The 20,289-nt window shown below is 37.7% G+C and carries 16 protein-coding genes; 13 read left to right on the top strand and 3 right to left on the bottom strand.

Going from position 1 to position 20,289, the window contains the following annotated elements:
* Nucleotide 1: 1 nt before the first annotated feature.
* Nucleotides 2–2,053 carry a family 20 glycosylhydrolase gene (locus WC644_00760; protein MFA5010459.1) on the top strand — a complete coding sequence of 684 codons (2,052 nt, stop codon included), beginning with the start codon at nucleotides 2–4 and terminating at the stop codon, nucleotides 2,051–2,053.
* Complete coding sequence (locus tag WC644_00755) at nucleotides 2,050–4,272, top strand: glycoside hydrolase family 2 protein (protein ID MFA5010458.1); 2,223 nt, start codon at nucleotides 2,050–2,052, stop codon at nucleotides 4,270–4,272. Before WC644_00760 ends, WC644_00755 begins: the two co-directional genes overlap by 4 nt.
* Before the next feature lie 42 nt (nucleotides 4,273–4,314).
* On the opposite strand, the gene WC644_00750 is transcribed toward WC644_00755, so the two are convergent.
* Complete coding sequence (locus WC644_00750; GenBank protein MFA5010457.1) at nucleotides 4,315–5,784, bottom strand: potassium/proton antiporter; 1,470 nt, start codon at nucleotides 5,782–5,784, stop codon at nucleotides 4,315–4,317.
* A gap of 125 nt (nucleotides 5,785–5,909) precedes the next feature.
* Here WC644_00750 and WC644_00745 point away from each other — a divergent pair, with 125 nt between their 5' ends.
* From WC644_00745 to WC644_00735, 3 genes are read left to right on the top strand one after another with little or no spacing between them, the layout of a single operon-like run.
* Complete coding sequence (locus WC644_00745) at nucleotides 5,910–6,281, top strand: co-chaperone GroES family protein (protein ID MFA5010456.1); 372 nt, start codon at nucleotides 5,910–5,912, stop codon at nucleotides 6,279–6,281.
* Between the two features lie 57 nt (nucleotides 6,282–6,338).
* A complete protein-coding gene (locus WC644_00740) occupies nucleotides 6,339–6,845 on the top strand; it encodes an NADH-quinone oxidoreductase subunit J (GenBank protein MFA5010455.1) in 507 nt (168 codons plus the stop codon).
* 29 nt (nucleotides 6,846–6,874) lie between these two features.
* Complete coding sequence (locus WC644_00735) at nucleotides 6,875–7,537, top strand: hypothetical protein (protein MFA5010454.1); 663 nt, start codon at nucleotides 6,875–6,877, stop codon at nucleotides 7,535–7,537.
* A gap of 99 nt (nucleotides 7,538–7,636) precedes the next feature.
* Here the strand turns inward: WC644_00735 and WC644_00730 are convergent, their stop codons facing one another.
* On the bottom strand, nucleotides 7,637–8,245 hold the full coding sequence (locus tag WC644_00730; protein MFA5010453.1) for a hypothetical protein: 609 nt from the start codon (nucleotides 8,243–8,245) through the stop codon (nucleotides 7,637–7,639).
* A gap of 386 nt (nucleotides 8,246–8,631) precedes the next feature.
* Nucleotides 8,632–9,192 (bottom strand): hypothetical protein, encoded by a 561-nt coding sequence (locus WC644_00725; protein ID MFA5010452.1) that lies wholly within the window; start codon nucleotides 9,190–9,192, stop codon nucleotides 8,632–8,634.
* A gap of 596 nt (nucleotides 9,193–9,788) precedes the next feature.
* On the opposite strand from WC644_00725, the gene nuoH reads away from it, so the two are divergent.
* The 8 genes from nuoH (at nucleotide 9,789) to WC644_00685 (ending at nucleotide 20,244) form a co-directional block, all read left to right on the top strand.
* Complete coding sequence (nuoH, locus tag WC644_00720) at nucleotides 9,789–10,829, top strand: NADH-quinone oxidoreductase subunit NuoH (protein MFA5010451.1); 1,041 nt, start codon at nucleotides 9,789–9,791, stop codon at nucleotides 10,827–10,829.
* Between the two features lie 9 nt (nucleotides 10,830–10,838).
* Nucleotides 10,839–11,333, top strand: coding sequence for a TlpA disulfide reductase family protein (locus WC644_00715; protein ID MFA5010450.1), 495 nt, complete (start codon nucleotides 10,839–10,841; stop codon nucleotides 11,331–11,333).
* 29 nt (nucleotides 11,334–11,362) lie between these two features.
* Nucleotides 11,363–13,015 (top strand): DUF6029 family protein, encoded by a 1,653-nt coding sequence (locus WC644_00710; GenBank protein MFA5010449.1) that lies wholly within the window; start codon nucleotides 11,363–11,365, stop codon nucleotides 13,013–13,015.
* A 39-nt stretch (nucleotides 13,016–13,054) separates the two neighbouring features.
* A complete protein-coding gene (locus WC644_00705) occupies nucleotides 13,055–13,843 on the top strand; it encodes an Omp28-related outer membrane protein (GenBank protein ID MFA5010448.1) in 789 nt (262 codons plus the stop codon).
* Between the two features lie 22 nt (nucleotides 13,844–13,865).
* Nucleotides 13,866–15,977, top strand: coding sequence for a helix-hairpin-helix domain-containing protein (locus WC644_00700; protein ID MFA5010447.1), 2,112 nt, complete (start codon nucleotides 13,866–13,868; stop codon nucleotides 15,975–15,977).
* 300 nt (nucleotides 15,978–16,277) lie between these two features.
* The gene (locus WC644_00695) at nucleotides 16,278–17,945 is read left to right on the top strand and encodes a tetratricopeptide repeat protein (protein ID MFA5010446.1); all 1,668 of its coding nucleotides are present in this window, start codon (nucleotides 16,278–16,280) and stop codon (nucleotides 17,943–17,945) included.
* Between the two features lie 42 nt (nucleotides 17,946–17,987).
* The gene (gene trxB / locus WC644_00690; GenBank protein MFA5010445.1) at nucleotides 17,988–18,944 is read left to right on the top strand and encodes a thioredoxin-disulfide reductase; all 957 of its coding nucleotides are present in this window, start codon (nucleotides 17,988–17,990) and stop codon (nucleotides 18,942–18,944) included.
* Between the two features lie 124 nt (nucleotides 18,945–19,068).
* A complete protein-coding gene (locus WC644_00685) occupies nucleotides 19,069–20,244 on the top strand; it encodes a PQQ-binding-like beta-propeller repeat protein (protein MFA5010444.1) in 1,176 nt (391 codons plus the stop codon).
* Nucleotides 20,245–20,289: the final 45 nt, after the last annotated feature.

Genomic DNA, 20,289 nt, shown 5'->3' with positions numbered 1-20,289 from the left:
AATGAGAAATTACTTTAGGATAACTTTATTATTATTCGTTGTTGCGTGTCTTTCTATTAGTTATTCTTATGCGCAACTATCAAAACCTGACTTAAAGCCGACCGACTATCTTGTGCCGTATCCGCAGTCGCTATCACTTGAAGGCAAAGGAGAATTTATATTAAATAATGGATACATAATAGAATACACAGGAGTAAAATCTCAAAAGCTTCTTGATTATGTTCAACGAAAAGATGACGACATTAAAAGCTTATTATTGGCATGGACTAATAAAGATAACAGTGGCGTTAAACCTGTAATAGAAATAAAATGCTCTTCAGAAGTTGGTCCTGATGTGAATACCGATGAAAGCTATACACTTGAAGTAAAAAGTGACAGGATTATAATATCAGCACTAACGGATATCGGAGCAATGCGTGGTGTGGAAACCTTGCTCCAGTTAATTCAAACAGGTGAAAATCATGTTTTCATTCCATGTCTTAAGATTGTGGATTCTCCCCGATTTCAGTGGCGCGGGCTTATGATGGATGTCTGCCGTCACTTTATCACAAAGTCGGTTATCCTTAGAAACCTTGATGCTATGGCTATGTTCAAAATGAACGTTCTGCACTGGCATCTTTCTGAAGATCAGGGTTTCCGTATTGAATGCAAAACATTCCCAAAACTGCATGAATTGGGCTCTGACGGACAGTACTTCACTCACGAAGACGTAAAAGAAATTATTAAATATGCTAACGACAGGGGAATAAGAGTTATTCCCGAGTTCGATATTCCCGGGCATTCTTCTGCTTGGTTTGTAGGTTATCCGGAATATGCAAGTCTTCCGGGTACGTACGAGATTGAGAGGCACTACGGTGTGTTTGACCCTACGTTTGACCCGACACGCGAAGAAACATACGAGTTTTTTGATAAGTTTTTCAAAGAAATGTCACAACTCTTTAACGATGAATACATTCATATAGGAGGCGATGAGAACAGCGGCAAACAGTGGGATTCGAGCAAGGCAATTCAGGAATTCAAGAAAGCAAATAATATAAAGAATAATCACGAGCTTCAGGCATACTTCAATAAACGTATCCAAAAGATTATTGAAAAGCACGGCAAGAAAATGATTGGTTGGGATGAGATACTCAGCACAGAGCTACCCAAAAGCATTATGATTCATTCATGGCAGGGTAAGCAGGGAATGATGACAGCCGCAAAGAGCGGTTATTATTCAATACTGTCTAACGGTTATTATATTGACCTTTGCCAGAGCATGGTTGACCATTACTATAACGACCCTCTTCCGCCAGACATTGGATTGACGGATGAAGAGAAGAAATATATTCTCGGCGGTGAAGCAACAATGTGGGCTGAACTTGTCGATTCAACTAACGTGTTTACGCGCATTTGGCCCCGTACAGCAGCGATCGCTGAAGTCCTCTGGTCGGGTAGAAAAACGTTCGGGCAGGATTCCATTTACAATAACGAAGTTATGTTTGAAAGATTTAATGAATCCTTGCTATGGCGTGTAAAGATAAACCTGAATGAAAAATTTTCCGGAATGATGGCTGCATCTGTACTCCCAGAGTTATCAGTAAAAGTAATAGTTTATTTGAGCATTCCCGAACCCGTTGAATACTACAACCGTCATAAGTACACTAAGTACAGTCAGTTTACTCCGTTTGACAGGTTTGTTGATGTTCTGAAGCCTGACGCTCCGTTAGGAGTTTTTATTAATAATTCTATCGGCAGAAAACTCAGAGGGGACGAAATTGTACTCCCTGATTTACAGTATTTAGGTACAGATTTCACCGCACAGGAAATTGAACTAATGAAATTATATCCAAAGCTCGCTGAAATTCTGCCATTGTTTGAAAATATAAATGTATCAGTAAGAATCCTGAAAGATTTATTCACAATACAAAAAGATTCAGGTTTGAGTGAAGAGAAGTATAATAATTACAAGAAAGAACTTTTAAGGATAAAAGCGCCGGTTGCAGAGCTTGAAATACCCTATGCAGATAATCTTTTGAAATTACTTGAGTTTGTTAAACAGAAATCAAATTGATAAGACTTTATACATATATACTTGTTATTATTATTATGAGCAGTATGAATTCATATTCGCAACTAAAAAGAATTCCCTTTACTAACTGGGCATTCAGGAACGCAAAGGATTTGCAGTATATGCCCGCCGGCGTCCCAGGTACAGTTCATACAGACCTTCTTGCAAACGGAAAAATCGAAGACCCCTTTTACCGCGACAATGAAAAGAAAGTGCAATGGATAGAAAAAGAAGATTGGGTTTATAGAACAGAATTTGAATTCGATGTTATAAACGATGAAACCCGCATAGACCTTGTCTTCAAAGGGCTTGATACTTACGCACAGGTTATCATAAACGGTAACAACATCTTGAGCACGGATAACATGTTCACTGAGTATCGGATTAGCAATTTCCATCAGTATCTTGTAAAAGGCACAAACGTTCTTGAAGTTGTTTTCCGTTCTCCGCTCGCAATTGATGAAAGTCTTGCAAAAACATTCTTTGAGAATACAGGAGTTCCAAATCTGCCTGTCAGCGAAAGAGTATTTACACGCAAAGCGGCTTACCACTACGGCTGGGACTGGTCGCCGCGTTTTATTACATGCGGTATCTGGCGCGATGTATATATGGAGATATATAATAAAGCCAGATTAAATAATGTTTTAATAAATCAATCTTTAAGCGACGACTTAAGCAATGTAATTCTTGATTTTAAAACTAATATATATTCCGAAACAGACAATATCTATCAGATTGAAATTATAAATAAGAATGACAACACTGTTAACAAATATCAATCCGGCGATGATAAAACAATAACAATAGAAAAACCAAGACTATGGTGGAGCAATGGACTCGGTGAACAATACATGTATAACTTTGAAGTAAGGCTGAAATATGCAGATGAAGTACTTGATTCAAAAAGTATTAGAGCCGGAATAAGAAAGATTGAACTAATTCAGGAAGAAGATTCTTACGGCAAATCATTTTATTTTAAACTAAACGGCCTACCTGTATTCATGAAGGGCGCTAACTTCATCCCTGCCGATAACTTTCTTCCGCGTGTAACCAAAGAAAAGTACAGGCAGTTGATTAAACTCGCAAAAGAATCTAACATGAATATGCTTCGTGTCTGGGGAGGGGGAGTATATGAAGATGATGAGTTTTACAATCAGTGCGATGAAAACGGTATTCTCGTCTGGCAGGATTTCACGTTTGCATGTGCGATGTATCCGTGGGATAACGACTTCCTCGGAAAAGTAGAAGCAGAAGCTGAGTATAATATAAAGCGTCTAAGCAATCATCCCTCGCTTGCTTTATGGTGCGGTAATAATGAAAACGACGAGGGCTGGCAAAACTGGGGTTGGCAGAACTCTTATAACGATGACCAGAAAAATATAATATGGAATGGCTATAAGAAAGTATTTCATGAACTACTTCCGTCACTGGTTAAGAATTATTCCAACGGAACATCTTATGTGACTACTTCTCCTCAGTACGGCTGGGGCAGAAAAGAAAGCATGACTCATGGAGATTCTCACTACTGGGGCATCTGGTGGGGCATGTCAAAATTCGATACACTCGAAAAGAAAGTACCGCGGTTCATGAGCGAATACGGATTTCAGAGCTTTCCCGATACTTCAACAATAAACAAATTTACGGAACCAAAGGACAGATACTTATTCTCAGACGTATTAAAAGCTCATCAGAGGCATCCGACAGGCTATGAAATTCTATCAAAGTACATGAAGATGTATGATATCAGCACAGATGATTATCAACAGTATATACGGAACACGCAGGAGCTTCAGGAACTTTGTCTGATTACTGCAATCGAAGCACAGCGTCTTGCAAAACCTTACTGCATGGGAACACTTCTATGGCAGTTCAACGATTGCAATCCCGTCGTTTCATGGTCTGTAATTGATTACTACGGTATCCCTAAGCCGTCATTGAACATCGTGAAAGAACTTTACGCCGAAACTATACTGATTCCAAAGGAAGAAAACGGAAAGTTAAATCTGTATATTGTTTCTGATAAGCAGACGGAACAATACGCATCGCTTCTCATCATAAACTCTGACGAAGATATACTCGATTCTATTGATGTGAAGATCCCCGCAAACTCATCCGCAAAATACTATGAGTATGATGCTGCAAATTCTTACTACAGAGATGTAGAGTTTATGCTTGTCTTTAAAGACGGCACAGAAATATCAAGTATTAGAAACAGAAAATAATGAATTCGCGGGAGCAATTTATAATACCGTCATCCTAATGTTCTAATTCTCCTCCACGTCCAGACACTTATAAACTTCTTTTATACTCTCATTACTTTCAGCGAGTACAAAAAGTTTATCTCCGGCTTCAATAACCGTTGAGCCGCCCGGGGAAAAGAACTTGCTGTTTCTTCTTATGAATGAAATAAGTGCGGTTTTCGGAAATCCAATCTCTACAATTTCTTTACCCACTACTAATGAATTTGCAGGGATTATTATCTCGTGCAGATATGATTTAATACTCTCAAACCTTTCCATATCGACTATTGTACGTGGTTTCACGGATTCGGGCAGTGTAAGATGCAGCCATTTCCCAACAACATGAAGAGTTGTTCCCTGAATAAGAACAGAAGATACTGAAATAAAAAACACTATATTAAAGAAGAGCCCAGCTTTATCGACTCCTGCAATTAGAGGGTAAGTTGCAAACACAATAGGTACAGCACCCCTAAGTCCTACCCATGAAATATACATCTTCATTCTCGTAGTAATTTGAAACGGCAACAATGTTATAAATACGCTCAATGGTCTGGCGAATAAAATCAACACAGCTGAAACTATAAGTCCTGTTCCTATTATAGGAACTACGTGGCTCGGGTAAACAAGCAGTCCGAGCGTAACGAAAAGAACAATCTGCATCATCCATGCAAAACCATCAAACGACTTGAGTAATTTTTTCTTGTGAATCAATTCTTGATTTCCAAGATAAACAGCGGATAGATAAACAGCGAGGAAACCGTTACCGCCAATATAATCAGTTGAAGCAAAAATAAAGAACATTAGAGCAATAACAAGAACGATATACAAACCCTCATAGTCGAGTTTAATTTTATTAATAACCTGTTTGCTTGCATAACCAAGCCCCAGCCCCATAGCGGTGCCGAGAACAAGCTGCTGAATAAACATCGGTATCGAACTTAGCAAAGTTGTTTCAGGATGTATAACGAGACCCGTAAAGACTATAGTAAGTACGTAAGCCATAGGGTCGTTGCTTCCGCTTTCGAGTTCAAGCAACGGACGGAGGTTATGTTTAAGCGCAAGACTTTTTGAACGCAGTATTGAAAAAACTGCGGCTGAGTCTGTCGAAGATATTATAGAACCAAGAAGTAATCCCTCATAAATAGTAAACCCGAGAAAATACCAGACGAATAAACCGACAGCAAAAGCGGTTATAAGAACTCCAAAAGTTGAAAGAACGATTCCTTTCCACATCACCGGTTTAATAGATTTCATATCAGTCTCGAACCCGCCGGAGAAAAGTATAAAGTTTAATGCTATTATTCCTATAAACTGTGCAACTTTTGGATTATCAAAATAAATACCCCCAATTCCTTCCGACCCTGCAAGCATGCCTATCGCAAGGAAGAATATAAGCACCGGAACTCCGAATTTATATGAAGTCTTACCCGCAAGTACGGAAATAATCAACAGAATTGATCCTACGAGTAAAACATTTTCCGTTGTTAAACTCATCTAATTATATGCAATCTGAAATGTTATCCATTTGAATTATTAATATACAAAACATTAAGTTTTTTTACTATTTAAATACATTTCTTGTTCAAAAATCTATATGTAAATTTATTAAATATCTTAAAATGGAATTTACAGAAAATAAACTTAAAAACTTAATAATAGTAGGAGACAGGGTTCTAATAAAACTTAAATCTCTTTCCGATAAGACTAAAACCGGCCTGTATTTGCCGCCCGGAGTTCAGGAAAAGGAAATCGTACAGACGGGTTATATAATGAAAGTAGGTCCCGGATACCCGCTCGCACAGCCTGCAGATGACCTCGATGAATCATGGAAACAGAACGATGAAAAAGTTAAATACATTCCGCTGCAAGTTAAAGAAGGTGACCTCGCAATCTTTCTTCAGAAAAGCTCTATTGAAGTCGTTTACAGGGATGAAAAGTATTACATAGTACCGCAAAGCCAGATTCTCATGGTGGAGCGTGAAGAGTTTTGATTAAAATTTGAGTTATAATTTTGTATTATTAATCTTATATTTGGTAAATTACAATTAATGAGTTTCGAAACGATTATATTTCTGGTGTTTGGTGCGGCGGCTGTTGTTTCCGCACTGTTTATGGTTACACGAAAAAATCCCATCATCAGCGCTATATTTTTAATCCTGAATTTCTTCACGGTTGCGGTGATATACCTGCTTCTTAAAGCTCAGTTCATTGCTATAATTCAGGTGCTTGTGTATATGGGAGCCATAATGGTTTTGTTCCTTTTCGTTATCATGCTTTTAAATGTGGGAAAAGAGTCTAAGGTTACGGAACCTCTTTCAATTAAAAAGATTACGTCAATACTTATTTCAATACTGCTTTTAAGTGTTCTCGGGATTTCGTTTTATTTCGGGTTCCAGGGGAAGCAGATGAGTGAAACTGCGGAACAGATAGGCACCGCAGAAAGTCTTGGTAAGGTTTTATTCACAACATATTCATTCCACGTTCTTGCTGCAGGAATGCTTCTGCTTGCCGCCGTTGTAGGCGCAGTTGTTCTTGCGAAGAAAAAGTTTGAATGAGTAATTTTAAAATTTAACTTTTTAATACTATGAAAAAATTATCACTATTTATTACAGCGTTTATACTCTCGTCATTCCTCTATTCATGCGGTTCTATGACGTATATAACCGATACATGGAAAGCAAAAGGATTTACGGGGAAGAAATTTAGTAAATTAGCAATTCTTGCAGTTACAAAAGATAACATTGTTGCCCGAAGGTCGATTGAAGACGCTATGGTTAAAGAACTCAAAACATCGGGAATAAAATGTATCACGACCTATGATATATTTGCATATGATGCATTCGATAAAGATAAAGACGGCAAGGTTGACGATAAAAGCGCAGCCGAAAAAATGATTGTTGAAAAAATGAAAGAAAACAACATTGACGGCATTATGATTATGAAGGTTAAAGATGCGAAGTCTGAACAGAAGTATGTTCCCGGAACGCCGACATACATGCCCTCATACTACTATGCACCTTATTACAGCTATTACTTCATGAGTTATAACACACTGTACGCACCGGGTTACTACGTAACCGACACGGAGATTTACATTGAAACGAGCATCTATGATAACGATAACGGTGAAGTTGATTATTCAATGGTCTCTGAAACAGTTAATCCTTCTTCAATAACCGACTTCACGAAGTCGTTCGTAAAAGCAACGGCTGAGCAGCTTGTGAACAACAAGGTATTACTTAAATAACAATTTAATTTTATTTTAAAAAAAAGGCTGATAGAAATATCAGCCTTTTTTATAAAAGCCTTTTTATAAAGTTCTACCTTTTAACAGCTTCTCAAAAAACTAAAATCCGAAAGTCGCACCGATTGAATACATTGGAGTCCATTCCTTATACGGTGAGTTTTTATCGTTAAGTAAATCAACTTTTACTTCAGCTGTTAATCCAAATCTTGAATTTGGTATAGCCTGATAAACTCCTGCACCAAGAAATACAAATGGTACAGACCTTCTTTCTTTTCCATAATAAAGCAGAGTAGTTCCGGAAGAATATGCAATCGGTGCTTCGTAGCTGTAATATGCGGGTTCGAGTAATGCATAAAATTGTCTTACCGGTGAAAATCTTAATGTAAGGTTCGTGCCAAAATTATCATAACCGAGAGTGCTGCCGCTCTGGTCTTTGTAATCACTCGTCCAGCCGTGTGAGTAACCCACTTTAAGAATCGCGGCGAACATACTGCTTAACTTGTATCCGATAGATGGAGCTATTGTTATCTGAGAATAGGTCCCGAAACTTGCGCTGAAATCTCCTCCAAAGAATAGGTTATCAGAAAACTGTTTTGTAGTACTCTGAATTGATGCACTTTCTTTAACACCAATATCTTTTATGTCTTGTGCAATACCCATTCCTGATACCGTCAGAATAACAAACGCAATAAGTAATTTTATCTTCATATTTATTATTATTAAAGTTTTTAAAAGATACCATGTTTTAAAATCGCTGAATATTCCTAAAATATCAAGCCAATGAAAATAACCCACGATCTGAAATGAACATTGCAATTAAGTAAATGTGAAATAATGCTGCTATCAACATATAATCGCTACGCGATTAATAATTGTAGTAATTGAAGAAAATTCCGTAGGCATTCCATATCGGTAGTTGATATATCGCATACAGATAGAATACCGTTAGGTATTCCATATTTATATGAACAAGGATGAATTTACAATCAAAACATATTGTTTGCATTGCTATCATAGATTGGAGTGATTTATAAGAAAGAAAGGACCTTCCCGTAAGATGCATGAAGCATAATACGGGAAGGGTGAGTGAGGGGTTATTGATTGAGAATGCTGATTGTTTGAGAGTTGTGCATAATGTTTTTGCCGTAACCGAGAGTCATAAAGGCAATGAAAACAGAATGCTGACTGAAGAATGTTAGTTCTGATTTCTGATAATCCAACAGTGAGGGCATTTCCGGATTAATGATTTCATTATTGCTGAGAGCAAGGCTTAAAGAAACTGTTCCGTTATTTTTCACTTTAGGCAGCGGAGACAAATAGTTAATAAATCTAAATTCATCTTGAATATCTATAATTGAATCTTTACAGAAGATAATTACGGCAGCCTGAAAGTATTTTACGTTGTTGTAATTTGAGATGTTTGATTCAGCGGGATTAAAAGATACATATAGATAATCTTTATTAAAAATGAAAGATTCCGGATGTACGAAGAAATTAGAATCGGGGAATATACGAACATACTGAGAAACATCATTATGTTCGATAGCATCATAATTGTTTTTAAAGACACAATTATAAGGTGACATTTTGTTCCGTGTTTTTTTAGCCCAGAGATCATAAGCAGACGGAAACTCTTTAACAGATTTTGCGAACATAGAATTAAGCTTAAATCTCTTTATACGGTTAATTGAAGCAGGATCAGAGCCGGATTTAAAAGAAGAGGGGCGTTTACTTACAACGGTTTTACGGTAGTAGCACGGAGGGCGCAGAGAATAGATATATTAACTATAGAGAGCAAGAAAATTTTTAATGCTGAGAAGAAAATCTTTTTCATAACTAAGAACAAGACTTTTCAGTGCAAAGAACAAGATTAAATATAACCGCTGAGTTCGCAGAGGTAGCAAAGAGAATAGTAAAAGTTATAAATTGTTTAATAAACATATAAAATTACATTTTATTATTTTTAGAAGTTTGTTTCTATTACAACGTTTTTGCGGATAGTAGCACAGAGGAGACGCAGAGAAAGAAATAGAACGTTGATCCTCACGGATTTTACAAACACACATGGATTTGAAGGAAGGAAGAGTGGAAATAGTTAAAATGATGATCAAGTAATAAAGTGAAGAGGTAACAATATAAGATAGTTAGAAATAAAATGGTGTGTTTGTAATTATTAAATATTTCTAACTTAAATTTTAAAAATATTTTTAGTAACTTTTATAATAAATTAAAATTAGTAACATACTTTTCTATGTCCGAATGGTTGATTGATATAATTATTACTGTATTAAAGATTTTAGTTGTGGAGATAACGTTGCTTACTGCTGTTGCGTACACTGTTTATGCCGAAAGAAGAGTTTCCGCGTTTACTCAAAACCGTATAGGTCCGAACAGGGTAGGTTATAAAGGTCTTTTACAGCCTTTAGCAGACGCGATAAAGCTGATACTTAAAGAGGATATTGTCCCTGCAAAAGCAAATAAGTTTGTGCATTCTCTTGCTCCTGCAATTTCAATGTTTGTGGCGCTTTCGACTTTTGCTGTAATTCCATTCGGTGATAAGATTCTAATTGCGGGCAGAGAGATTAAGCTTCAGATTGCAGACGTTAACATCGGCATTCTCTACATTCTTGCGCTGCTCTCTCTCGGCGTTTATGGGATTACACTCAGTGGCTGGTCTTCTAATAATAAGTATTCACTTCTCGGCGGACTGCGTGCGTCGGCACAGATGATAAGCTATGAACTTTCGATGGGACTTGCCGTGCTTGGTGTTATACTTATAAACGGCTCGTTACAGCTGGATACAATAGTTGAAAATCAGTACGGGTGGAAATGGAATATAATTCTTCAGCCGATTGGTTTTATTATTTTTCTTGTTGCATCTTTCGCTGAAACAAACCGCACTCCCTTCGACCTTCCCGAGGCTGAGCAGGAGCTTGTGGGCGGATACCATACAGAATATTCAAGTATGAAGTTTGCTCTTTTCTTTCTTGCTGAATATGCGTCTGTTGTTGTTTCTTCTGCCGTAATCGCAACGCTATATCTCGGCGGCTGGCAGGTGCCTTATTTACAGACATTAGGACTGCCTGATATTCTGGTGAGTATTCTTCAGGTGCTTGCGTTTGTACTGAAGGTTGTGTTTATGGTGTTCGTGTTTATATGGGTTAGATGGACTATACCAAGGTTCAGGTATGACCAGCTAATGAATCTCGGATGGAAGGTTATGCTTCCACTCGCTATTGCCAATCTGGTAATAACGGCTCTTGTACTGACATTTTATAAACTTAATTTATAATATAAAGAAATGAAAAAAGTAATTTGTCTTTTAGTTTTAACATTTGTTTTTGTAACATTTGCAAAGGCACAGATGTACTATGAATTCACTCTTCCCGATCTTGATGGAAACGACGTAAGCATGCAAAAGATTCTTGAGAAATCAGAAATCGTAATGCTGAGTTTTTGGGCAACCTGGTGTACGCCATGCAAAGAAGAAATGAAGAAGATGTCGGAGCTGTACGATAAGTATAATTCACAGGGTTTCGAGTATGTTGCTCTTAGTGTTGACAATCAGAAATCAGTGGCGAAAGTAAAAGCATTTATAACAGCGCAGGGTTATTCTTTCCCCGTTTTGCTTGATACAGATAAGCGTGTTTTTGAAGGGTACAGCGGTAAGGATGAAATGCCCTATTCTGTTATGCTGAATAAAAAGAAGGAAATCATTGCCGTGCATGTCGGATTTAAGACGGGCGATGAGGTCATTATAGAAAAGGAAATAAAAGAGGGTCTGAATATTAAATAATTATAAAATAAATTTTTCCCCACTACATTATGAAAAAATTATTATTAGGTATAATATTTCTCGGTATTGCTGTTTCTGCCGATGCACAGATTAAACTTGATGTTAAAGCAGCTGTAAACAATCTTCTAAGGTATGGAAGCGGTACGGAGACTTTCCTCGGTAATTCGTATTCTAAAGAATATTTTGAGAACGTCACGGATGCACGCCTATCGGTGAACGATATTATTTTTGGTATGAGGTATGAAATTGACCAGCCTATTGAATACGGTGTTAATTACAGAGGTATTAAAAAAAGGTTTGTTGAGTACAACAATACAGATGTCGGACTGAACCTCCGCGCGGGAGATTACTGGGAGATTGTTGCCAAAGGTCTTTCTTTCAACACTTTTGAAGACAGAGCACTTTTCTACGATACGGGTGTTGACGGAGTTAAGGTTTCTTACAAGAAAACTTTCGGAGAGAAGAAACCTGTTAAGACAAAAGGATTGCTTATGCTGGGCAGGATAGTTTTCAATGATAATCTTAAACCCGAAAGAGTTGAAACATATGATATAAGGGCGGGCAACTTTGAGATATCACCGATAAAGAACATAACTTTTGGAACGAACTATGTTTACGCACAGGGCTCTGTTCCTGCTGCGTTTGACACTACTGCACTGCAGAGTTACATTCCTGAAGGATATGCATCGCTGAACATCGGCAATCTACAGGTTTTTGCGTCTTATGCTCATAAGCACACTAACACAATGCAGAATACAACATATCCTATTCCGTTCCATGCTAATGGCGACGGTTTTTATTCGTCTGTTTCTTATTCAATTCCGAAGATAGGATTTACTCTGGACTATAAAAACTACAGGTTTGATTTAACGGCTCCCGATTACAGGAGTCTTGACAGGCCGACACGTATGCTGCCGTTCCAGAATCCGCCGACTGCGGTTAAAGAACATTCTACGACTTTACTTTCAAGGTATCCACATATTGTTGATTTTAACGATGAGGTTGGAGCACAGTTTGATGTTGTTTACGCTCCTGACGATAAAACAACTTTCAATGTAAATCTTGCAGCAGCATCGAGGCACTATAATTATGAAGATATCAGCCCGGGCGGGCTTACTATTTATCAGAGAGTTGACAGGAGCAACAGCTGGATGCCAGATCTCGGAGACGAGTTCTCTCCCTGGTATGAGTTTTTCCTTGAAGGTGAAAGATATTTTTCGGATAAGTTCTATGGTAAAGTCGCTTATGATTATCAGAATTCGGTTATATATGATAACCTAAATCCTTCCGCTTCTGAAAAGATGAAAATACATACAATACCTACTGAGTTCAGGTACACCTTTATTAAAGACTATACTGCGAAGTTGAACTTCGAACAGCAGTTCGTTTACAACTCACAACACCCGAACGACCCGAATTTTATAAATCAGCTTGTATCGCTTAGCGTTTCACGTTCACCCAATGTATCAGCTACAATCAGTTACGAGTGGACAACCAGCGATCAAGAGCCGACAGGAAAAAAGAACTGGCTGGTCGGCGAGGTTTCTTACAAAATCAATCCGACGAATTCAGTTACTGTTTCTTACGGAACCGAAAGAGGCGGTGTAAAGTGTACGAACGGTATATGCAGATATGTAAGACCTTTCGAAGGTTTTCGATTAACAGTTAATTCAAAATTTTAATAAGTTTAGAGTTGTTACTCTTATAAAAGATATTATAATATGAAAATCAAAAACATAATATTATCAGTTGTCGGATTGCTCCTTTCGGGTCTGCTTTTATCTTCCTGCGAATCCAACGACAATCCAGTTATTCAGACGAATACTTCAACGGCTAACAGCAAAGTGCTCGTTGAATTCTTCACAGCAGTCAATTGTCCTAACTGCCCGCCCCCGGGTTATTTTCTCGATAATGTTGACAGCTTGAAAGGAATTACGATTAACGACACAAACGTAATTATAATAAGATATCATTCCAACTTTAACGGATACGACCCGTACTATTTATACAACTCAACAGCCAGTGCGGCGAGACACAGCTACTACCAGTATTTCTGGAATCCCGCTGCAAGCTTAATGGGTAAGGGTATGCCGAGCTACGATCAGAATGCATGGCTGAATACGATAAATACACAGCTCGAGAACAGGAACTCAATCGAAGTGGGAATATCTAACACTTACGATACGTCGTCAAGAAACGGTACTGTGAATGTATCGCTTCTTCAGACAGCAACGAGCTCCGTTTCCGACCTAAAACTTTTTATTGCAATCACAGAAAGCGAATTGTATTATCAGGGAACGAACGGTGAAAAATATCATCAAAACACTTTCAGGAATTTCCTGACTGATAATGCGGGTGATAATGTATCTTTACAGACGGGTACACTTTTAAACGTAACGAAAAATTACAATTTAAATACAGCGATAAATTACAATAACTCTTACATAGTAGTCTTTGTACAGAGTGCTTCAGGGAAAACAGTCTATGGCGTAGAAAGAATCAGGTTCTGATTTTTTAAAATAATACTGCCCCGTGAATAAGAATGTACTTAAATATATATTCTTTGTTTTCATGATTATTCTTCAGGGCAGTATTATAGGCTATTCACGGTTGTCAGCGCAGACTGACACACTGCGGATAATTCCCGATACCACTGACCTTAACATTTTCAGGTATCAAGAAAAACTTCTTGAATCAGTTCTTGAGGATTCTGAGGATTCCAAGCTTCTTGATAAAATGGAATACCTTAAAGCAAATCCCCTCGACCTTAATACAGTCACTCTTAAACAACTTGAAGAAGTTCCGTATATGAATTCAATTACTGCGAAGAAGATTATTGATTACAGGAATGAGAACGGAAGTTTCAGGTCAAAAAGGGAGATGTTAAAAGTAGACGGTGTAACTCAGGACCTTTACGAAAAGGTGAAGGTCTATCTTTTTGCAAAGAGTTCAAAGTCAGACGTTGTAAAAGAGGAAACGGGAAAAGTTATTCCGCAGAAACAATATTATACGAATAATATACTGAAGAACACTGATGTAAACATAAGGAGCCGTGTTCAGCAGGACCTTCAGGACAGGGCAGGATATATTAACGGTAATTATAGCGGCTCAAAGCTTAAGTTCTATAATAGGTTAACGGGATTGTATAAAGGCAGCGACTTTTCTCTTGGTGCAAATCTGACGGTGGAAAAAGACCCTGGAGAAACAAACTATGCAGATTATTATTCGGGATATCTTGAGCTTAACAACTGGAAGTTTGTAAACAAGATAATTGCCGGAGATTACACTCTGAATTTCGGACAAGGACTTGGTCTCTGGACTTCGCTTTCATTCTCAAAAGGTGCTGAGGCTGTTAACATAGTCAAAAAGAATAACTATGAAATTGACGCTTACCGTTCTACTAATGAAATACAATTCTTTCGCGGAGGTGCTGCTAACGTAGTTTTTAAAAACTATAACTTCTTCATCTTTTATTCAGATAATTACTTTGATGCCACTGTTGATACTACACTTAACGAACTCTCCAGTATCTACTTCGACGGAAACCACAGAACTATAAGCGAGCAAAACAGAAAGGGTTCTTCAAAGGAGCAGCTACTCGGAGGGAGAATATTTGCGGATTACGGTTTTCTCCGTCTTGGTGCAACATACTGGACTTCAAAGTTTTCAAAATCGTTTTCTCAAGACAGTTCAAAACAACTGTTCAGTTTCACGGGTGATAAAGCTAATATGATTAGCGTTGATTATGATATCATATACAAGAACTTTAATCTCTTCGGCGAGTTTGCTCGTTCGCAATCGAGCCGTGTAGCCTCATTATCAGCATTGCAGGTTACGTTAACAAAGTTTGCTGAAGTAATTTTCCTCTATCGTAATTATCCTGAAGATTTTGTGCCTGTTCATTCTTTCGGTTTTGGAGAAAACAACGGTAATACTTATAATGAAAACGGTTTCTATGCAGGACTGAGTCTAAAGCCATTCAAAGAATTTTCAGTAGAGACTTATTTCGATCAGTTCAAGTTTCCTTACAGAACTTACTATAATCCTGTACCGACTACAGGCAATGACTTTCTTTTGAACGCTGAATACAAAGCAGGCAAGGGATTTCTTATTTATATGAAATACAGGAATAAAAATAAAGAAGAGCCACGAACGGTTAATGATGAGTACAACCGCGAGGTACAGAAGATTGATAACCGCAGCCAGACAAACGTTCGGATTGGGTTTGATTATGACATTTCCGGTACTTTAAGGATTCGATCCAGGTATGAATATGTAATGGTGAAGTATGATAACTTCGGAGGGAACAACAAAGGTTTTCTTTTCTTCACTGACCTTAAAGCTTTTGTACTGAAGAATCTTTCGGTTTCAACAAGGTTTATTGTATTCCAGACTGATGACTATGATTCACGTGTTTATGAGTTTGAAGAAGATCTTCGCGGTGTAATGACAAATACCGGACTTTACGGTAATGGTACACGCTGGTATATACTTCTAAAGTACAAACCGTTTGCTTTTGCAGAGCTTGCCGCTAAATATTCTGCTACTTACTATGACGGTGTGAAGTCAATCGGAACGGGCAACGATATGATACAGAGTGATTTAAATAACCGTTTCAATCTCGGTCTGGAGATACTCTTTTAAAAAGATTTTAATACAAAAGAATGGCACGCAGATAAAAGACGATTGAGACTGATTATCGCTGATTAATACGAAAATATAATGAGAAAGTATTCATAAATAGAACACGAATTTACACGGTTAATACAGATTAACACAGATAGGAACTGTATATAGTAGAAAAAATTAGCACAACATAGAAGATAATTGAGACTGATTATTGCTGATTAATAAATACTTTTCATTTTATGACTTTGTCAAGTTGTAACTGCACATCATCCTTTTTGACTTTAGAATTTTCTGAATTAAGCATATTTTATCCGAATGCTTAAAATAAAGATAATATTTTTTCTAATTTGCTTTTCCACTGTTTCGGTTTTTTCTCAGCATGGTGACAGTCTGAACACAAATGCTCTTAAGTATTTTATTTCAGGAAAGTCTACTGAACTAAGGAATGATTATAAAGGAGCACTGGAACTGTATAAAACCGCTCTTCAGGAACAGAAAGCAGGAGGAATATATTTTGCAATAGCAAATATATTAGTGCAAACAGGAAAGTATCAGGATGCTCTTATCAATATTAATGATGCTTTAAAGTACAACGAAAACAATCCTGATTATCTTATTCTAAAAGCCAACATTTATTACGGTACCGGTAAGGTAGATAAGGCGGTTCAGATATACGAGTCGGTTCTCGCACGGGATTCAGAAAACGTTTATGTACTGTATTCACTCGCAAGAGCATATCAGGAGCTGAGTCAGCCGGATAATGCGGTTGCTGTTTATGAGCGTATTACTGATTTTTACGGGTTTGAGCCTGATGTACTCAAAAGGATGTATGATATTTACAATACAAAGAATAATTATGAAAAGTCCGCTGAAGTTCTATCATATTCTCTCAAACTTGACCCGTACAATAAGAGTCTGCTGCTTGAACTTGCTTCATTGTACACAAAGCTAAATAATGAGGAAGGTGCAAAGTTAATCTATGAAAGACTTTCTGCTCTTAATCCTGAGGATAAACAGATACAGGCAGAGATTGTGAAACTTTATTTTCGCAAGAATGAAATTGAAAAAGGTTTTATTGAGTTTGCCAAAATCATAGGTAAAGATTCTCTTACATTTCAGGAGAAAATACAGCTCGGGGAAATGTATTTCGGTATGATGAGTCAGGACTCTAAAACTTCCGATATAGTTGAATATGTTTTTGTTTATCTGAATAATAAATACTCTGAAAATTGGGCTCCGTATTATTATCTCGGTGAGCTGGATATAATCAATAAAAGAAATAACGAAGCATTCGATAAATTCACGAAAGGGCTGTCATATGCCGACACATCGAAGCAAGCCTATCTGCAGTTGGGCTACGGACTTTTCACACTCGAAAAATATGAAGAGTCAAAAGCAGCTCTAAGCAAAGGACTTGAACTTGCTCCCGATGATTATAGAATGAATTTCTCGTATGCTCTTACACTTCAGCGGCTGAATTTGCTTCCCGAAGCGATAAGTTTCTATGAAAAAGCTATGCAGCTTAATCCAAACGACTTAAGTATTGTATCATCTCTTGCACTCGCATACAATTCAAACAAGCAATACAAAGAATCAAACGATACCTATGAAAAGGCATTGCAGATAGATCCTGATAATGCTCTGCTGCTTAATAATTATGCTTACAATCTATCAACCCGCGGTGAGAATCTGAAAAAGGCTGAGGATATGTCAAGAAGAGCCGTAAACAAAGAGCCGGGCAATCCTTCATATCTTGATACTTACGGATGGATACTTTATATGATGAAAGATTACAGGTCAGCACTTGAATACATAGAACGAGCAGTATCAATTAACGCATCTAACGCTGTACTGCTTGACCATCTTGGTGATGTACATTTTGCCTTAAAGGATGAGCAAAAAGCAGTTTACTACTGGAAGAAAGCTCTTGAATTCAGCCCAAATAGTGAAGAGATTAAGCGTAAGATACAATTCAACGAATAGATTACATAGTTTATAAAAATATTTACAGAAAGGATTATTAAAATGTCTGATAACAAAGGACAACACAAAGTTATTATCATCGGAACCGGCCCCGCCGGTTTAACATCAGCAATTTATACAGCACGTGCTAATCTTGAACCAGTGATTTTCGAGGGTTCACAGCCGGGCGGACAGCTTATGATTACGACTGATATTGAAAATTATCCCGGATATGAACACGGAATAGCAGGTCCTGTTCTGATGGACATTATGAGAAAGCAGGCACAGAGGTTTGGAGCTGTTTCATATTTTAAAACAATCACAAAGGTCGATTTTTCTGCAAAACCTTTAAAAGTATGGGCTGACGACGGTACGGAATATACAGGAGATACAGTTATTATAGCAACGGGTGCTTCGGCAAAGTATCTTGGACTTGAATCTGAAAAGAAGTTTATGGGGTTTGGCGTTTCAGCATGTGCAACATGCGACGGATTTTTCTTTAGAAATCTTAGAGTAGCAGTAGTCGGAGGCGGCGATACTGCAATGGAGGAAGCAAATTATTTAACGAGGCATGCATCAGAAGTACTCGTCATACACAGAAGAGAAGGATTCAGGGCGTCAAAGATAATGCTTGAACGTGCACAGAAGAATCCCAAGATTAAATTTGCTTTAAATTCCGTGATTGATGAAATTGTCGGTACACAAGACGGAAACAAGAAAGCAGTAACCGGTATAAAATTAAAGAATGTTAAGACCGGCGAAGTGAAACTACATGAATGCGAAGGAGTATTCATGGCGATTGGTCATCAGCCAAACACACAGATTTTCAACGGATTGCTTAACATGAATGATGTCGGATATCTTATTACCGAGAAGTCCTCAACAAGAACAAACATTGAAGGAGTCTTTGCATGCGGTGATGCACAGGACAGTGTTTACCGTCAAGCGATAACGGCAGCGGGTACGGGCTGTATGGCGGCAATAGATGCAGAGCGTTACCTTGAGTCACTTGAGTGTTAGAATTTATTTATCCGAATAATTTTGTCCCCGCATTGATTTAAAGCTATGCGGGGATACAGGTAAAATAGTTTACAAATTTTAAATAAATAGATTTAATAACATTACTATAAAAATCTCATTTATTATGAAGAATATAATTGCTGCTATACTTTTATCAATAATCCTTTACAGCTGCACTGAATCTACAAATCCTTTGAACCCAATACCGGATACAAGTCCGATATGGCCTATGCCAGGATACAACTCCCGCAATACTTCAAGCCCTTATGCTCCCGATGCGGTAATGAATCCTGTCGCAAACGGTACACTTGGCTGGTTGTACACTTTTCCGTCGGGGAGTTACAGCGACGGCAGCGAGTTTTGCGTTGACTCGCGCGGATTCATATATTATATACATCAGATTTATCCTCTCGGTGCATTGTATAAATTCTCCCCTGACGGGCAGGTGGTCTGGAAAAAAGATTCTCTGATTCAATGGAATTATGCAGGAATCAGTCTGAACAAGGATGAGACGAATATATACTTTGTTGCATTTAAACCCGGAATAGCAGACAGGCTATACTGTATTGATTCTTCCGGAACAGAAAAATGGTTTATTAGTAATGCCGAAGTATGTATTCCGGCAGTAGGCAAAGACGGAACCCTTTATACATTTTTACAAAACGGACTCTCTGCAATTTCTCCAAACGGAGGCATACTTTGGACAAATACTTTACTGAAAGGAATGTATTATTCCAAAATAATGATTGACCGTGATGATAATATATATACATTTGCACAAAATTCTGTTCTTGTTAAAACTGATAAATCGGGTACTGTAATCTGGCAGAAAAGTTATTCCAAAGCATCCACCGGACTCGTAATGGATGGATTCGGGAATATATATTTTATTGGACATTCTGATAATATACTATACTGTCTGAATCAAATTGGTGAAACAAAGTGGACTAAAACAGGAGCAAATGATTATTCGTCGCCGGTTATAACATCAAAAAATTATATAATTGTATCTATGGGAAGTTTTGTTGTATCTTTTGATACTTCAGGAGCAGAGAAGTGGAGATGCAACACGTTTAATAGTTCACTCGGTGCTGAAGGTCTGCTACTCGATGATGCTGACAATGTTTATTACATCGGTGACGGAAGTCTCATTTTAGCAGGTTCAATTTCATCTCTGGGTGTAAAGAGATGGGAGGTCCCGACAAATTTGTCCGGCTCTAATCCTCCACCTGTCCTCTTGCCGCAGGGAAGAATGGTTGTTGCCCCGAAAAGAGCCGGAAGAATTCAATCAGTGAATTGAATTTTTGGTCTTGAATTGCTTGCATTAAATAAGTAATTACAGACT

Source organism: Ignavibacteria bacterium (assembly GCA_041649015.1).
Lineage (GTDB): Bacteria > Bacteroidota > Ignavibacteria > Tepidaquicellales > Tepidaquicellaceae > CAIKZJ01.
This window is presented reverse-complemented; position numbering and strand designations above follow the sequence as displayed.

Bases quoted from the DNA above. Each gene is read 5' to 3' on its own strand.
- trxB (MFA5010445.1), top strand. From the start codon at position 17,988: ATGTCTGATAACAAAGGACAACACAAAGTTATTATCATCGGAACCGGC.
- nuoH (MFA5010451.1), top strand. From the start codon at position 9,789: ATGTCCGAATGGTTGATTGATATAATTATTACTGTATTAAAGATTTTA.
- WC644_00705 (MFA5010448.1), top strand. From the start codon at position 13,055: ATGAAAATCAAAAACATAATATTATCAGTTGTCGGATTGCTCCTTTCG.
- WC644_00760 (MFA5010459.1), top strand. From the start codon at position 2: ATGAGAAATTACTTTAGGATAACTTTATTATTATTCGTTGTTGCGTGT.
- WC644_00750 (MFA5010457.1), bottom strand. From the start codon at position 5,784: ATGAGTTTAACAACGGAAAATGTTTTACTCGTAGGATCAATTCTGTTG.
- WC644_00685 (MFA5010444.1), top strand. From the start codon at position 19,069: ATGAAGAATATAATTGCTGCTATACTTTTATCAATAATCCTTTACAGC.
- WC644_00695 (MFA5010446.1), top strand. From the start codon at position 16,278: ATGCTTAAAATAAAGATAATATTTTTTCTAATTTGCTTTTCCACTGTT.
- WC644_00710 (MFA5010449.1), top strand. From the start codon at position 11,363: ATGAAAAAATTATTATTAGGTATAATATTTCTCGGTATTGCTGTTTCT.
- WC644_00745 (MFA5010456.1), top strand. From the start codon at position 5,910: ATGGAATTTACAGAAAATAAACTTAAAAACTTAATAATAGTAGGAGAC.
- WC644_00725 (MFA5010452.1), bottom strand. From the start codon at position 9,192: ATGTTCGCAAAATCTGTTAAAGAGTTTCCGTCTGCTTATGATCTCTGG.
- WC644_00715 (MFA5010450.1), top strand. From the start codon at position 10,839: ATGAAAAAAGTAATTTGTCTTTTAGTTTTAACATTTGTTTTTGTAACA.
- WC644_00735 (MFA5010454.1), top strand. From the start codon at position 6,875: ATGAAAAAATTATCACTATTTATTACAGCGTTTATACTCTCGTCATTC.
- WC644_00740 (MFA5010455.1), top strand. From the start codon at position 6,339: ATGAGTTTCGAAACGATTATATTTCTGGTGTTTGGTGCGGCGGCTGTT.
- WC644_00730 (MFA5010453.1), bottom strand. From the start codon at position 8,245: ATGAAGATAAAATTACTTATTGCGTTTGTTATTCTGACGGTATCAGGA.